The sequence below is a fragment of the Clostridiales bacterium FE2011 genome, from assembly GCA_017569305.1.
Classification (GTDB): domain Bacteria; phylum Bacillota; class Clostridia; order Christensenellales; family Aristaeellaceae; genus Aristaeella.
In genome coordinates, this window is sequence record CP069418.1 from 1,662,825 (window position 1) to 1,678,597 (window position 15,773).

Below are 15,773 nucleotides of genomic sequence, written 5' to 3' on the forward strand. Positions count from 1 at the left end.
TAATTCTGAATTCTGAATTATCAAAGCAATTCTGTCCTGTTCACTGCCCTGAGCACTTCCAGCACCTTCTTGATCTCCCCGGCGCTGTCCTTCGCGCAGATGAGCAGTGCGTCATTCGTATCCACGACAATCGTGTCTTCCATACCGACCATCGCGATCATTTTCTTTCCGCCCTGCACAATGCACCTGGAAGTGCCTACCGAGACGATGTCGCCCTTAATCACGTTCCCCATATCGTTTCCGGGGTTCAGGCGTTCCACCGCCAGCCAGCTTCCCACGTCATCCCAGCCAAAGCTGGACGGCAGCACATATACGTTTTCCGCCTTCTCCATGATGCCGTAGTCAATGGAAATGGACTGCATCAGGGCGAAGCATCCTTCCACCGTTTCTTCTTCATTCTCTGTCCCGATGGATTGCTCAATCTTCTCCAGCAGCTCGTAGTTCCCCGGCAGCTTCTCTTTCATCTCTTCCAGGATCGTGGAAGCCTTCCACACAAACATGCCGCTGTTCCAGAGATATTCGCCGCTGGCCAGGTACTGCTTCGCGGTTTCCAGGTTCGGCTTCTCCACAAAGCGCTTTACTTTGAAGGCGCTCTCAAAACCGGTTCCCTCTTCCGTGTCGTACTGGATATAGCCATATCCGGTATCCGGCGTCTTGGGGGAAATGCCCAGCGTCACCAGGCCGCCCGTCTCTTCTGCCGTCCGCATGGCGCTTTTCAGCACGCCCCGGAACAACGCGGGCTGGCGAACCACATGGTCCGACGGCAGCACGATCATCATCGCGTCCCCGTACTTTTTCCGCATTGTTACCGCACCCCAGCCGATACACGGGGCGGTGTTCTTCGCCGCCGGCTCACACAGGATGTTTTCCTCCGGCAGCTCCGGCAGCTGCTCCCGCACCAGCGGAAGATATTCCCGGTTCGTGGCGATATAGATATCTTCCATATTCACCAGCGGCAGGATACGCTCCACTGTGCTCTGGATCATGGTCTTTTCCGTTCCTGTCAGCGGCAGGAACTGCTTGGGCATGCTTTTCCGGCTCATGGGCCAGAACCGCTCCCCGCGGCCTCCCGCCATGATCAAAGCCGTAGTCTTACGGTTTTGATCAACTCTCAACTCATCACTCATCCCGTTTACTCCTCTTTCTGCTCTTTTATCCCTTAGATATACGGAACATCCCTGCCTCAACCTGTCAGTTTCCGTATAGGCCATTAATTCTGAATTCTGAATTATGAATTCTTAATTAGTTATCAGGTTTTCCATCATTTCAATCTCAAAATCAGTGATCCTGTCGATCCCCTTCGGGTTCGGATGAAGTCCGTCCATATAATAAACGCCGTTGTCATGGATTGTATCCGTCGGCGCATGGAACATCGGTTCCCGGCTCATATCAAAACCGCACAGGGTATACAGGTCCAGGCATTCCACCCCGTTCTTTGCGCAGCATTCCAGGATGGCCAGACGTTTCCGCTCCCAGTTGGCCTGCTGGCTCCAGGGGCTGTTTTCATCATCCCGCTGCTGCGGCAGGTCCGTGCAGAAGATCATCACCGGCGCCGTTTCTTCCCCGGCAAACAGGCTCCGGTATTTCCTCATCATATGATCCACGGCCTGGATGAACATTGTCCCACTGTAATCCTGCGACAGATCCGTTTCGGGCACCACCGGTTCCCCCTGAGCCGCCAGGGTAGACACCGCGTCAAAGGTTCCGATTGTCCCGGCTTCCCCGGGATCATTTCCGCCTACCAGCCAGATGGAAAAGTCATGTTCCTGTTCCGCAACGCGGGCAAAATATGCGTCTGAAGCATTATAAGACACCGTACAGCCGCTGGCGCCTTCCACCAGGACGACGCTTCCGGTTTTCTGCTCCAGGATCTCTTTATAGAATGTATAATCGGTGGAACTCCGGCTGTCCCCCGCCAGGAAAATCCGTTTTCCGTTCAGGGAAGAAGCCGTTTCCGCCACACCGGGAAAAGCACAACAAACCATCAGCCCCAGCAGCACTGCCCATGCAGCGACCGCTTTCAGGAGCCTTCTCTGTTTATGGTTCAACCGGTATCCTTCCTTCCGTCGTCATAGGTGCATTCGCATACAGAGTAAGTTTACCATAAAAAACCGTTCTGATACAAGATTTACGCTCCTGAACCGCCTCTCCGGTCAAAAACAGAGACCATCCCGGCTGTTGTCTGTGCCTTTCATTATCCCCCTGAGCCTGTCCGCCCGACAAGGAAAGTGTACTTTTACAGGCTTTCATGATATATTATTCCATGGTTTAAAATATGAGTAATGACCGCTTTGATCATCCGCTGACGGAGGGAGATATTTTCATGCTCAAGAAAGAAAACAGGACGCTTACCCTGGCTTTCCTGCTTATCCTGATTTCTTCTGCTGTTATCCGCATTGTTCTTTCCATCTTTCCCAAATCCGCATACACCTATAACGATGAACTGTTCTACCTGGAGCTTTCACAGAATCTCTTCCTTCGCGGTTCCTTAACCGTTTACGGTTCCCCCATTCACTTTACCAAGCTTCTTTATTCCGTTATCCTGGCGCCTTTTTACGCCGTTTCTGACGGAGTTCTCCGGACCCAGCTGATCTCCGGTTTCAACGCGCTCCTGATCTCTTCCGCTTTGATCCCCGGCTTTCTGCTGGCCCGCCGTATTTTGAAGAAAAACTGGCAGATTATCCTGGCGATGCTCTTCCTTGCGCTTTCGCCCAATCTGCTTTTCTCCATCACCTTCATGTCGGAAAACCTGTATTACCCCCTGCTGTTCTGGGCTTTTTATGCCGCATACCGGTACTTTGCCTCCGGCGAACGGAAGCCATTGGGGGCGCTTGTTCTCGGTATCCTGGCTTTCCTGCTCTATTTCACCAAGGAGGTCGGCGGCGCCTGGATCATTGCCGCCGGGATTGCCCTGCTGCTGGACTGCGCGGAAAAAGCTTCCCGTAAAAACGCCCTGCGCGCCTTTGGCTGCTTTCTGCTGGGCCTGCTGGTTCCCTTCCTGTTCCTGCGCTTTGTCATCCTGCGTGACTTAAGTTATTCCTATGCCAATCAGGCTTCCTTCGCCAATCTTTCCTCTCCCTCGCAGATTCTTTACTTCCTTTATGCCACGCTGCTTATGCTTTTGTATTTTGTCGTTTCCCTTCTCTTCATCCCCGCAGCAGCGCCGGTCATATACCGCAAACAGCTTTCTCCGGCGGAGCGTTTTCTTCTGACGATTTCAGCCGTTTATGCAGTCGTTATTTCAGTCGGCATCGCCTTTGGCGTTTCCCTTTCCAATGATTATCCGCTTGCCGATCCGAATGTTCACCTTCGCTATTTTATCGGCGCCGCGTTTCCTTTCCTGCTGCTTTCCCTCTCCCTTGTGGACAAGGAAGAAAGCTTTTCCTGGAAAGGTCCGCTGGTTAAGGCAGTTGCAGGATTTGCCATCATCTTTTTGCTGACGCTCGCCTTCCCGCCAAAGTCGGGCAGCGTTGTGGACCATCCTGTTCTCTTCTTTACCCGGTTGATTCAGAACTCCGTCCTTTGGGCCTGGCTTTCCAAGGGAATTCTTGTTTTGCTGGTCCTCGTTTCGCTGATCCTTTGGAGCAAAAAAAGAAAACTGGCTTTTGTCTGTCTGCTGCTGCCTGTGACGCTGGCTCTTGAACTTTTCTCCGGTATCCTTTTTACCCAGACGCTGACCCGGGAAGAAGCCATTCAGGATACGGATTTCCTGGCAGAAGTCAAGCAGCTGGATACCTTCCTTGATTCCGCGGAAGGCCCCATCCTCATGCTGGCGGATTCCGCCGGTGATCCGCAGCTGAAGCTCACAAACACCATCTCGGATGATGATTATTCCTTCGCCACCATTTCCTCTGTAAAGGACCTTGCCGCGAAAGCAGAAAATGCCGCCCTGGTCCAGGCGGATCTGTCAGCCGATCCGCTTCCCCATCCTTACGTTGAGTATGCGCCCGGCCCGACCTATGACAGCCTTTCCAATGTAAGCTGGATTGTGAGCCTGGGGGATCAGGATGTCCTGGATCCTTCCCGGAATGAGGAAATCACTCCGGACGGTCTAACCGCCTTCCATGTTTACCGGGCACAGGATCCCTCCCGACTCGCCTTGTTCGGTCCCATTACCTACACGCTGGGTGATCCCATCCTGTTCTACGGCACCAAACCTTCTTTCAGGAAGTACCAGCCAACCGGTTTCTCCGTAACAGAAGACGATTATACATGGACAGACGGAACAGAAGCTTCCCTGACCCTTGTACCCAATACCGAAAAGCCCTGCAATCTCTCCGCTCGCTGGACGTGGCGCTGGTCCATGGGGCCACAGATCTGCCAGCTTTTTGCCAATGATGTCCTTTTGGGCGATGTTGAAATTTATGAGGGTGAAACCGAATTGTACTTTTATATCCCTGACTATGCTTACGAGGACACCGGAATCCTGAATCTTCGTTTCCTTTTCCCGACCGCCAGCAGTACAGAAACCGATTCCCGGCAAATGGCTTTCGCCTTCGAAACCCTGACCCTGGAAGCGGAAGAATAATAGAAAAGAACCCTGTCATATCAATATCTTCATAAAGAGAAAGGGGCCGACTTCTCGACTCCTTTCTCTTTATCTTTTTCATTGATTTTATGTCATTTCTTTTGCTAAAGCTATGGCTTCCAAACCTTTTATAGTGTATGCTTATGAGGATTTGTCAGGTATAGATCAGTATGTCCGGAAGGAAAGTTTAAGCCATGGAAGAAAAGGGAAATTCATCGTTTGCCTATCTGCGTCCCCAGCAGCGTCTGAATGCTTTCCAAAAAGCGGCGCGCATCCTGTATAACGGTTTTCTGAAGCTTTATGTACGTCTCGTTCCGCCGGAATATAATGCAAAGAGAAAATATCATATTTCTGTCTGCCAGATGTTCAAGGATGAAGCTCCCTACCTGAAGGAATGGCTAGAGTATCATCTGTTGATCGGCGTAGACCATTTTTATCTGTATGATAACAATTCTTCGGACAATTACAGGGATATTCTTGAACCATATATCGCTGCCGGAACTGTCACCCTCCTGCTCTGGACGCCTGACCATGCCCAGACCGCCGCTTACGAAGACTGTATACGCCGTTTTCGTGAAGAATCGGACTGGATCGGCTTTATCGATGTGGATGAATTTATCGTCCCTGTGGCAGAGGATTCCTTCCCAGCTTTTTTGGATCGGTTTTCTCACCGTCCTGCTGTTTTAATCTATTGGCGGTTTTTCGGTTCCATGGGAATGCTCCGGAGGGATACGTCCAGGCTGGTCTGCGAGGATTTCACCGTCGCTTCGGAAAAACTGTATAACAAAGGAAAGTGCTTCTATAATTCCAATTACGAATACGCGTGGAACTACGAAAAAAACAAAACCATGTTCCATATGCTATGGTGCCGGGTCGGTCACTGCCTGATTCCTGCCGTTGACATGTTTGACCGCTTTACGGTCGGCAGCTGGTTTCCCCCTTTTCATAAGGAAATTCCATTGCAGTTGAATCATTATGCGATCAAGTCTTACACAGAGCATCTGGAAAAGAATAAAAAGGGCGATATCTTCTATGAAAAACCAACCCACGGAGACGATGTCTTTTACATGCGGGATCAAAGATGCTCCGTAGCGGATTACCGGGTATATAAATACCTTACCTTGCTGAAGAAAAGGATAGACGGCGATGTATAGCACGACCCAACCGGATGAAATCATAAAGCAGATCGAAAACCTGAAAAAGGAAAACATCAGCACCCGGGAAAAACAGTCCGGTCTGAAAAAACTGGGGAAGCTGCTTCTTCACGGAGAATTCATCCGTGCTGCTAATCACAGTCTGGGATATCTGAAATGGAAATTCAGGAAGATTTTTTCCGCAGTCGATTCGTTCCAGAGTGAGAAAAACCTTGAAACCGATACTTGTAATTACTTTTTCCCTGAACGGATCGCCGTATATACTGCTGTCTTCAGCTCCTATGATGAATTACAGGAGCCGAAATTCCTGCCGGACAACTGCGATTTTTATGTCTTCAGCGACAGCGTAACCATCCCGGAAAGCAGTGCCTGGAAAACAAAAGAACTTCCCGATTCAGTTCAGAATGAAATGCGTTTTTTCTCCCCAGTGGAAAAAAACCGTTATCTGAAAATGCATCCGGATTTGCTCTTTCCCGAATACGATTACTCCGTTTATGTGGACGGAAACCTAATGCTCTATACGGATCCGACGGAATATATCAACCGGCTGTCAAAATATGGCATTTCCTTTTATACACATTACAGGAGGTGCTGCGTTTACGAAGAATTCCGGGCTGTGTCCGCCAAGCACAGAATGACGGAGAAGCAGGTACAGGAAGTAAAACGTTTTCTGCTGGATGTCGGCATGCCGGCAAAATACGGCCTGCTTGAATGCCCTGTGATCGCCAGGCGGCACCACCAGCCCGAGTGCAAAAAACTGATGGCGGAATGGTGGGAACTGTTCCGGCGTTTTCCCTATCGTGATCAGGTTCTGCTTCCCTATGTGCTTTATAAAAACGGGATCCGTACAGAAGAACTTGGATTGCTGGGAAACAATGTATGGGATGCATCAGGTATCAGAAAGATTGAGCATGTCAATCGGGGGCCTGTCAACTGGGTTATTTCCTTCCGGGAACCGTATTATCATACTATGTTTTCAGATTGCCTGAGGGACGGAAGTATCCAATATATGCCTCTTCAGCGCAGAAGCTTTATCATGCTGCTTCTGCGTATCGGTACACATCAAAAGCTGCCACCCATCATCAGAAAACTTTTCCTGTCTGCTTTCTCCTGTATAACAATGAAGAAGCTGGAAAATGAGGTTCGGAAAATGGACCATCCGGAGCTTCCGTTATGTTTCATGTTGTCACGGCGGTATATAGCACCCCTACGGTACAATCTGTATCAGAAAATCAGGCGGTGTTTCCCAGACTCTTCTGTGATTCTTTACCTTACTGATCTGTTGTGCCTTGAAGATGACCGAGAAGAAATCCCCCATTCGGGAAAGTTTGCCGATCTGATCTGTTCTTTTGATCAGAATGATGCTTCCCGTTATAACCTTTTTTTCCATAATGTTCCTATGTCGAATCTGACAGTTCTGTCAGAAGATATCACCCCGACAGTAGATATCTGCTTTGTCGGGAAAGGAAAAAACCGTCAGCAAAAGATGCTTGAGCTTTGCCACTATCTCACTGCAAGAGGCCTTAAATGCGCAGTCTGGCTGACCGATGTGCCTGAAGAGGAGCAGGTAAAGGATCCGTCAATCCATTATTGTGGCTGGATGTCCTATGAGGATTATCTCAAGAAAGAAGCTTCTTCCAGAATCATTCTGGAAATCGTTCAGGATAGAAGTTCCGGAAACACCCTGCGCGTCAATGAAGCAATCATGATGGGGCGGAAGCTGCTGTCTGACAACCCCGCTCTGCTCTCCAATCCGGCGTATGACAGCCGGAATATGATGGTATTTGAAAAGCCGGAGGATATCAGCGACGAATTTCTGTTCAGCGCTGCGCTTCCTTACACGGAAGAACAGCAGCAGGCGCTTTCACCTTCAGTTTTTCTGAAAGAAATGGAGATGGCCCTTCAATGCCAGAAATCATAAAAATCCTCCTGAAGCTCCTGCGTAAAGAGGAGAAACACGGAGTAATCCGCATTATTATCCTGATGATCATCAGCGCCTTGCTGGAAAGCCTGAGCGTTTCCCTGATTATCCCTCTGGCTATGTCCATTGTCAGCACCAAGGAAAAGGGCGGCATCATCGGCATCATCCTGAAGGGAATCGGCCTGGACGGATCTGCCAACCTTGTGCCGATGCTCCTTATCGGGTTGATTCTCCTGTTTATCGGAAAGAACCTTTTCATGGTCTGGGAAAAGTGCCGGCAGTTTTATTTCACAACCCGTGTTTACCGCCGTATACATAAGGATGTCGTCCACTATTATATGACTCGTCCCTATTCCTTTTTCCTTCAGTCTGACAGCGGTAAAATTATCCGGACAATCAACAATGATACCAATCAGGCCTATAACCTAATGAATGATGTGCTGACCTTCTGTACAGAAGGGGTTGTTTTTGTCATCATGACCCTCTTCATGCTCATCATCAGCCCTGGAATGACCCTGTTTGTCGGCGCAGTTCTTCTGCTGGAGTACGCGGTAATCATGAAACTGCTCCGCCCTTATCTGCGGCGGATGGGTGAATCCTATCGAAAAGAAAGCGCGATGGCCAACCATTGGATCCTCCAGATGATCCGCGGAATCAAGAGCATTCGGGTCATGGATACAGAACCGTTTTTCGAAAAGAAAAACGCCGAACATGTTGACCGGATGCTGCAGGTGGAAAGAAAGGAGCATTCATTAAGGGATGTTCCCCGTGCCCTGATAGAATCCACCACCGTTTCGGCCATGCTGATCTACCTGCTCATTTATTACCTGGGCGGAAATGATCTAGCCGAACTGGTTCCCCTGCTTTCCGCCATGGCCCTGGCAACGGTCCGGCTGCTGCCTTCCGTAAACAGGTTTTCCTCTGCCGCGACCTCTGCCGCTTACAGAAAAAGCGCCCTGAAAACCGTATCGGAAATCTGTGAGAAAACCGGAAAACTCCCGGCGGAAATGCTTTCCGAAACAGACCCATCGTTGCAAGCCAGCTACCCCGGTTTTCAGCGGGAAATCCGGATGGAGGATATCTGCTTTGCCTATGAGGATGGGAAAAAGCCAATACTGGATCATGCTGATTTCCGCGTTTGCAAAGGCCAGTCTGTCGGAATCATCGGCACCTCCGGTGCCGGAAAAACAACCTCCGTGGATATTCTTCTGGGGCTCCTGAAGCCCCTCAGCGGCCGTGTCCTGATTGACGATTGGGATATATCAGAAAACCCGAAAGCATGGCTTTCTCTCATCGCTTATATCCCTCAGGAAGTCTTTATCCTGAACGGAACCATCCGTGATAATGTTGCCCTAGGCCAGGATCCTGATCAGCAGGATGAAAAGAAAATCTGGGAAGCACTGGAAGACGCACAACTGGCTGATCATGTACACAGCCTTCCGGATGGCCTGAATACAAATATCGGGGAAGCCGGCGTCCGTTTTTCCGGCGGTCAACGCCAGCGTCTCGGAATCGCCCGGGCACTGTACCGTGATCCCCAGATCCTGATCCTGGATGAAGCCACCTCATCCCTTGATCAGGAAACAGAAGCAGAACTGATGGCTGCTATCCATCAGCTGAAAAAGAAGAAAACACTGATCATGATTACTCACCGGCTGAACACCGTCAGCCAGTGTGATGAAATATACCACATGGAAGACGGAAAGCTTGTACTGCATACTGCCCGGCAGGAATAACAAAGGTTAATATGCGTGTTTGCATTTGTTTGAAACGGCTCCCGTCCGGCAATACAGCCAAGCCCTGAGTTCTTCTGTTATTTCAGTCAAAATCACCTGCCGAGCGGAAAGTAAAAAAGAAGGGCTTTGCCGCAATGTACGGCAAAGCCCTTCTTCATTCTGATCCCGGAAGCCTTATGCTGCTTTCCGGGCTTTTTCTTCTTTTCTCCTGCTGATGATCAGCAGCACCATACATACCATGAATCCCACCGCACAGAACGGTCCGGCTGTTTTAATCACTCTGACGATAAACGCACCGGAAAGGAGACTCGGCATCTTATACTTCAGCCCGCTCACAGAAACCGTCTTTTCGTTGATTTCCTGTGCCGCGTAAGCGTCCAGCATCGTGGCGAAGTCCGCCCTGACAACATCCCGCTTCACTCGCAGGGTTTCAATCTTCTTCTCAACATCCGCCCGCAGGGCTGCCTTTTCAGCAGCAGTCAGTTCCTCCACGGCTGTCACGTCTTCCGTTTCTCCCGCAGCTTCTGCAGCCTTCGCAGCCACGCCCGTCATATCGTCCAGCCGTGCCTGATACAGGGCAATTGTTGCGTTGATCTCCGCAATCTGGTCTGAAACGCTCTTACGCTTTTCCACCAGCGTATCATAGGTATCCGAGGAAGTACTGCCCACCCGGCTCAGCGCTCCATTGGCACTGACGTAAATGATACCGTCTTTCTCAAAAGCGTTTACCTGTTCTTCAATCCGCTTCAGTTCTTCCGTCAGGCTTTCCAGCCGGAATCCCTGTGTACGGATCTCCATTTCATACCGCTTCTGCAGCCGGGTCCGATCCTTGGAAACCGCATTCAGCGTAATGGTCGCTTCCAGCCGGTCAATATCCTTCCCCAGATTCTGATACCGTACCGCAATATCGCCGAAACTTTTTCCGTTCAGCAGGAAATCCGGGGCGAGTTCCTGTATTTCCAGCGCATAACGGTTATCCTGGTCAACGCCGGTCCGGATCGCTTCCAGCTGCTGGGCAAAATCATATTCCTTCAGGTCGGTGATCGGATCTGTTTTGTCAAGGCTGGCGGAGTAGGTTTTCGTAAAATAGCTCCGGTATACCGTCAGGATATTCTGCAGCAGTTCTGTCAGCTTTCCGGATCCGATATCAGGATCAAAATTGTTATACAGCGTTACAGAATACCTGGTCGCGTGATAGTCCGAAAGGGCAGCCTGCATATCCGCGTTTGTATCCAGCAGGGATACATACTTCGTCATCTGCTCCGCGATTTTTTCCGGGTAGACACCCGTCACATTCATGCTCGTACGCAGCTGTTCCGCCGTGTAGGATTCATCCAGCCCGGTTGCCTTCAGCGCGATCTCCAATACCTCATCCGAAGTAATCCCGCTCACGTCAAAGGGATATCCGTTCGGGGCTTTTCCCTCCGCCGCTCCGTCAAAGGAAAACTGGATGGCTGCTGTCGCATAAGTCTGGTTGCTTTCACCGAAAAACTGCACAGCTGCCAGAACGGTTCCAATCAAGCCGCAGATAATCAGCACAATCAGGGTGTTCCGGAACCAATGGGTTTTCTTTACAGTAGTCATTTCGCAGCCGCCTCCTTTCCGCTTTCCGTCACATTTCTGTCTTTGGAAAACTCAGGCGCAAGCGCCGCCAGGAACCACAGTCCGCATCCCAGTGCCGCAAATAGCACCACGAAGATAATAATCTTTTTGAGGTTAGCCGTAATGAAGCTCTGTTCCTTTCCCTGCGGCGCGCTGTGATCCTCAAACGTCGTGTACATCTGACTTTCGATCAGTTCTTCCATATGTGCACGAATATTGGCATACATGCTCTGCGCGGAAGCCATGGACCGGGCCAGTTCTTCCTCCACGGACGCGGTCACATCCGTCCGCGTTTTCGCGTCCAGCCGCTTGATCCGGTCTTCATAATCGGCAATGGAAGCCTTCAGCTCCGCCGCCTTATCATAGTATTCTGTCTGCTGCAGGATCAGGTTATTGTAGTATTCCGTCGCTGTCTTGGTGGACTTGGCAGCATCGCTTTCCTGCATGGAGATGAACACTTCATCGTTTTTATAGTTCTTCAGCAGCTTCTCTGTCTCCGCGATATTATCATTCGTCCGGTCCAGGTCATTCTGCGCCATCCGCATCATGTATTTCCAGCCGGTCAGCAGCGCTGTCTTGTCCCTGGTGATCGCGTTCTCGCTCACCATGGCGTACAGATAGTCCACATTGATGCTCTTGAAGGTTTGCAGCGTTTCCATCCAGTCATTCAGGCTGCGCCCGGTCTTCCAGCTCCGGTAATTCTTTACTGTGTCTGTCTTCGCATTGCAGTAATCGTATAGGTCGTCCAGGCCTGCCCGCAGCTGGTCCAGACTGTCCAGCACGTCCAGATCCAGGGTATCAATCACGGAGAACGCATCATCTGGCAGCTTCACATCCGCATAGGTTCGCACCAGGTATTCATTGTAAACTGTCAGGATGCGATCCAGCAGCAGTTTGAGCTCTCCGTCTTTCAGCTCAATCTTTGCCCGGCTGTCTTCATCCCCGAATCCGTTGGTCAGCGTGACAATAAACCGGTTTTCATATTTCATCTCGGCTGTCTGCAGCTGCCTGTATGCATCCGCGTTTTTCGCGTCCGCCAGGCCCGCCAGAGCTTCCCTGACCCGCTGGCTTTCCTCTGTCAGCACTGTCCGGATTCCAATATTGTTCCGCAATACATCCGCCGTGATCGGTCTGGACAGCGTCATGCTGTCCAGGGCCGTCTGCAGCACATAGGAGGAGGTAATCTGATTCAGGTTCAATTCCGTCCCATCCGGCGCCGTCAGGTCTGTGACCGGTTCAAACTCCGCTTCCTTCAGCGTTTTCTTTCCTTCCCGGATCGCCCTGGCGTCCTTTGCAACCGGCGCCTCATACCGCAGCGTTACCACGGAAGAAACCGTCAGAGGCGCCTTCGTGAACTGATACAGAAGCAGCGGCGCACATACGCCAACCACCAGGCACAGTACCAGCACCCAGGCAAAGATACGCTTCTTCAGTTTCATGTTGCGGAAAACATTCCCCAGGTCAATGGTTCCATCTTCCTGGTTACTGTTCACCACCAGCTGAATCTGTCGCTCCTTTTCCACCGGCAGCATGTTCTCATTGTTTTCCAACCTTCATTCCCTCCCGATCTGTGATCAACTATAAACTGTAAACTATTTCCCCGGAATCTTCAATCATTTTATCTTTCCAATCGAGTTGCCGAATTCCTTCGAGTTCCCGAGTTCCCGAATTTTCTACGTCGATTGTTTGAGTGTGCAGTGTTTTAGTGTGTGCCGTTTTCCCTGTAAATCCACAGCTTTCTGGACAGGAAATTCCAGATGAAGACAATCCCTGTGGAGAGGATCTTTGCGATCGTCTTCAGCAGGTTCGTATTCATTCCAAAGACATCCACAAACAGATACATCAGCAGCAGGTTGAACCCCAGGCCGATCGCGCTGACCAGGAACACCAGAAAAATCTCTTTCCCTTTCTGCTCCTTATAAGCAGACTCCTTGAACGTAAACGTCCTGCCCAGAAACCAGTTCGTCGTGGTGGAAAAAACGAATGCCAGAATCGTTGCCAGCAAGTAGGGCATGTTCAGCAGGTATTCCAACAGTGAGAAAACCGCCCATTCCACCAGGGCGGAAACACCGCCCACGCCAAAGTAGGAAAGGAACTGTTTGATTCCCCTGGATGTAAGCATTTTGTCCATCTTTTCTCCTCCGCTTACTGACAATATGCCCACATGGTTTCCCGGTAGGCGTCTGGAAGTCCGATATCATATGACTTCCCATCCGGCCGGAAAGCATACATCCCGTATTTCTCACGAACAGCGTCCAGTGCCGCGGTCAGGCCGAATTCTTTTCCTTCCGAAGGTTTCCCTTCCTGGCGGATCTGCCTGTCCAGCTCGGCATAAACCTCAGGAGTCAGGACATACTGCCCGAATGTGGCGTAATACTTATCCTTCCCCTGTTTTCCGCGGACACCAAGATATTCCCTGGCATAATCGTCCGTCGGCTTTTCAACCATGCTGTCCACTTTCATCATGGTCTCCGTATCATCATCCCAAAGGCCATGGATGATTCCGTAATGAACCACCCGGTTCAGGGGAACTTCCGTTACAGCCACCAGCGTCCGTCCGCATTCTTTATATGCGTCCATAATCTGTTTGCTGCAATTTACTTCCGTATTGGAACGGTACACAAAATCCCCGAGCAGAAGCAGCACCGGTTCATTCTCCGTAAACTGCCTGGTCAGCCATACCGCATGGCCGAAGCCCAGTCTCTCCTTCTGATGGATATAGGTGATATGCTGCCGCATCAGGCTGATCCGCTCTTCACACTTCGCCTTGTCCTTCGGCAGTTTCTCCCGGTATTCCTCCGGCAGCGGGGCAAAGAAACGGTCAAACTCTTCCTGCTCATCCTCGCCAATGATCAGGCAGATATCCTCAATGCCTGCTTCCAGCAGCCGGTCGATCATAATCATCAGCGCGGGCTTCAGGATTCCGTCCGTATCCAGCAGCGGCATAAAACACTTGCGGACAGCTTTGGTTGCGGGGAATACCCGTGTGCCGAATCCCGCCAGCGGGATCACTGCCTTGCGGATCGTCTGGCCCGGTTTCAGCGTCAGGGTAAAGGACGGCATTCCGCGCTTTTCAAGCAGGTATTGCTGCAGCGCTTTCGCTTCTGCCTCGCCCTTTGCAAGGAACTGGACCGTACCGTCGCCCTGTGATCCGACGCCCTTTCCCCCGTAAATAAACGGCTGGATCTCCGGATCATTCAGCACAGAATGCAGTACCGGCGCCGTAAGTTCCGCGCTGGCAGGTGCCACTTTTTCGTCAAATACTTCCTGGGATTTATTCATTAACTGCCCCAGCTCAACCGGCAATCCCGCTTCCAGAAGTTTAACCGCTTTGGAAACAATCTTCCGGTTATCCTCACCCAAGGCTTCCTGGACACGCCTGTCCGCTTCATTTCCGGCGAAAGGATACGCTTTATTCAGATCCGCCAGAATACGGATTGTATCTTTTGAAGCCATAAGGTTAGCAATTACCCAATAAAAAGTGGTACCCACCCGAAGCTCCCGGGAATCCGCCTCAAAGCCGTCAAAGCTCATCAGTACAGGTTTGACGCCGTAGGCACACGCCTGGTCCAGGCGGCCGCAGCGGGAAGGCGTCCGCTGTTCGCCCCGGAAGGCCGCCTGCATCTCACCTTTGATATTCATCTTCAACCGATACAGCTGGTTAAACGCCCGGGCAACCAGCACACAAATCGCCGCAGATGAGGATAAGCCGCTCTTGATCAGCAGATCCCGCTTCAGGATGGTGATCTTTACGCCGCTCACAGTATAGTTGTCGTTGATAAAGGAAGCCACACCTGCCACATAGGAGAAAAAGCCGCCCTGCTGCGCCACCGCAAGCAGTTTCTCGGTGTCCATTTCACATTCCCAGTGTTCTTCTCCCGGCAGATCCGAAGAGGCGCACATAATAAATTTATCCGCTTTTTCAGCCGTAGCGTAAATCCCCTGTTCCGTACCGGAAACAATTGCCGCACCTTTTTCGATATCCGCATTCACCGTACGGTACATACCGGCCCAGTCCGAATGTTCACCGAAAAGGCACAGGCGTCCGGGAACAAAAAGATGGATTATCCGTTTTTCTTCGGCCATTGTGTGCTTCCTCCAGATTTATATACTAACGACGGCATTACCCTTTCCGGTATTTCCAGATACAGTAAATCGCGCGAAGGCCGTCCTTGAAACCGATCTTTTTGCCTTCCTCATTGGTCCTGGGATAATAGGAAATGGGTACTTCCTTAACCCGTACCTTCATTTTGGCCACTTTGGCCGTAATCTCCGGTTCAAAACCAAACCGGTTTTCCTTGATATCCACAGCCTGGATAATCTCCCGCCGGAACGTTTTGTAGCAGGTTTCCATGTCCGTCAGATGAAGATGCGTGAAGATGTTGGACAGGCCGGTCAGGAATTTGTTGGCAATCTGATTTGCCTTGTATCCCTTGGCCGCCTGGCGCAGGAAACGGGAGCCGTAGCATACGTCGCATTCATCATTCACGATCGGCATCACGGTCAGCGGGTATTCATTGGGATCATATTCCAGGTCAGCATCCTGGATGATGACCACATCACCGGTAGCATGTTTAAAACCGGTCCGAAGCGCGCCGCCTTTGCCCTGGTTCACTTCATGATGAATCACCTTGCTGACGAGCGGAGCAATCTCGCTGTCCAGGATCGCGCTGGTTCCGTCCGTGCTCTTGTCATCCACAACGATGATTTCCTTGTTTTTGATCGGCGCAGCCAGCACTTTCTCCACAATCGTATGTATACTGTTTTTTTCATTGTAACAGGGAATCACAACCGAAAGCACAAAGTTTTCCTTATCCATGGTTCCACCTCTT

11 protein-coding genes are annotated in these 15,773 nt (G+C 50.8%); 4 read left to right on the forward strand and 7 right to left on the reverse strand.

The features are described 5' to 3' along the window. Positions 1-20: 20 nt before the first annotated feature. Positions 21-1,127, reverse strand: a complete 1,107-nt coding sequence (locus JRC49_07695; GenBank protein QTE72666.1) for a mannose-1-phosphate guanylyltransferase — start codon at positions 1,125-1,127, stop codon at positions 21-23. A 111-nt stretch (positions 1,128-1,238) separates the two neighbouring features. Next, complete coding sequence (locus JRC49_07700) at positions 1,239-2,048, reverse strand: SGNH/GDSL hydrolase family protein (protein QTE72667.1); 810 nt, start codon at positions 2,046-2,048, stop codon at positions 1,239-1,241. Between the two features lie 275 nt (positions 2,049-2,323). Between JRC49_07700 and JRC49_07705 the strand changes: the two genes are divergently transcribed. From JRC49_07705 to JRC49_07720, 4 genes are all read left to right on the forward strand, one after another. Continuing rightward, positions 2,324-4,528 (forward strand): hypothetical protein, encoded by a 2,205-nt coding sequence (locus JRC49_07705; protein QTE72668.1) that lies wholly within the window; start codon positions 2,324-2,326, stop codon positions 4,526-4,528. Between the two features lie 194 nt (positions 4,529-4,722). Then, positions 4,723-5,682, forward strand: a complete 960-nt coding sequence (locus tag JRC49_07710; protein QTE72669.1) for a glycosyltransferase family 92 protein — start codon at positions 4,723-4,725, stop codon at positions 5,680-5,682. After that, the gene (locus JRC49_07715; protein QTE72670.1) at positions 5,675-7,603 is read left to right on the forward strand and encodes a DUF616 domain-containing protein; all 1,929 of its coding nucleotides are present in this window, start codon (positions 5,675-5,677) and stop codon (positions 7,601-7,603) included. Before JRC49_07710 ends, JRC49_07715 begins: the two co-directional genes overlap by 8 nt. After that, positions 7,588-9,339 (forward strand): ABC transporter ATP-binding protein, encoded by a 1,752-nt coding sequence (locus JRC49_07720; protein ID QTE72671.1) that lies wholly within the window; start codon positions 7,588-7,590, stop codon positions 9,337-9,339. The genes JRC49_07715 and JRC49_07720 overlap by 16 nt, the downstream gene beginning before the upstream one ends. 174 nt (positions 9,340-9,513) lie before the next feature. On the opposite strand, the gene JRC49_07725 is transcribed toward JRC49_07720, so the two are convergent. The 5 genes from JRC49_07725 to JRC49_07745 all read right to left on the reverse strand — a co-directional run bounded on the left by JRC49_07725 (position 9,514) and on the right by JRC49_07745 (position 15,760). Further along, positions 9,514-10,923 carry a hypothetical protein gene (locus JRC49_07725; GenBank protein QTE72672.1) on the reverse strand — a complete coding sequence of 470 codons (1,410 nt, stop codon included), beginning with the start codon at positions 10,921-10,923 and terminating at the stop codon, positions 9,514-9,516. After that, positions 10,920-12,491, reverse strand: coding sequence for a hypothetical protein (locus JRC49_07730; GenBank protein ID QTE72673.1), 1,572 nt, complete (start codon positions 12,489-12,491; stop codon positions 10,920-10,922). The genes JRC49_07725 and JRC49_07730 overlap by 4 nt, the downstream gene beginning before the upstream one ends. Positions 12,492-12,643: 152 nt before the next feature. Beyond that, positions 12,644-13,072: a GtrA family protein gene (locus JRC49_07735; protein ID QTE72674.1), complete on the reverse strand. Its 429-nt coding sequence runs from the start codon at positions 13,070-13,072 to the stop codon at positions 12,644-12,646. A 14-nt stretch (positions 13,073-13,086) separates the two neighbouring features. Then, on the reverse strand, positions 13,087-15,027 hold the full coding sequence (locus JRC49_07740) for a hypothetical protein (protein ID QTE72675.1): 1,941 nt from the start codon (positions 15,025-15,027) through the stop codon (positions 13,087-13,089). A gap of 37 nt (positions 15,028-15,064) precedes the next feature. Continuing rightward, positions 15,065-15,760, reverse strand: coding sequence for a glycosyltransferase family 2 protein (locus JRC49_07745; protein QTE72676.1), 696 nt, complete (start codon positions 15,758-15,760; stop codon positions 15,065-15,067). Positions 15,761-15,773 lie beyond the last annotated feature (13 nt).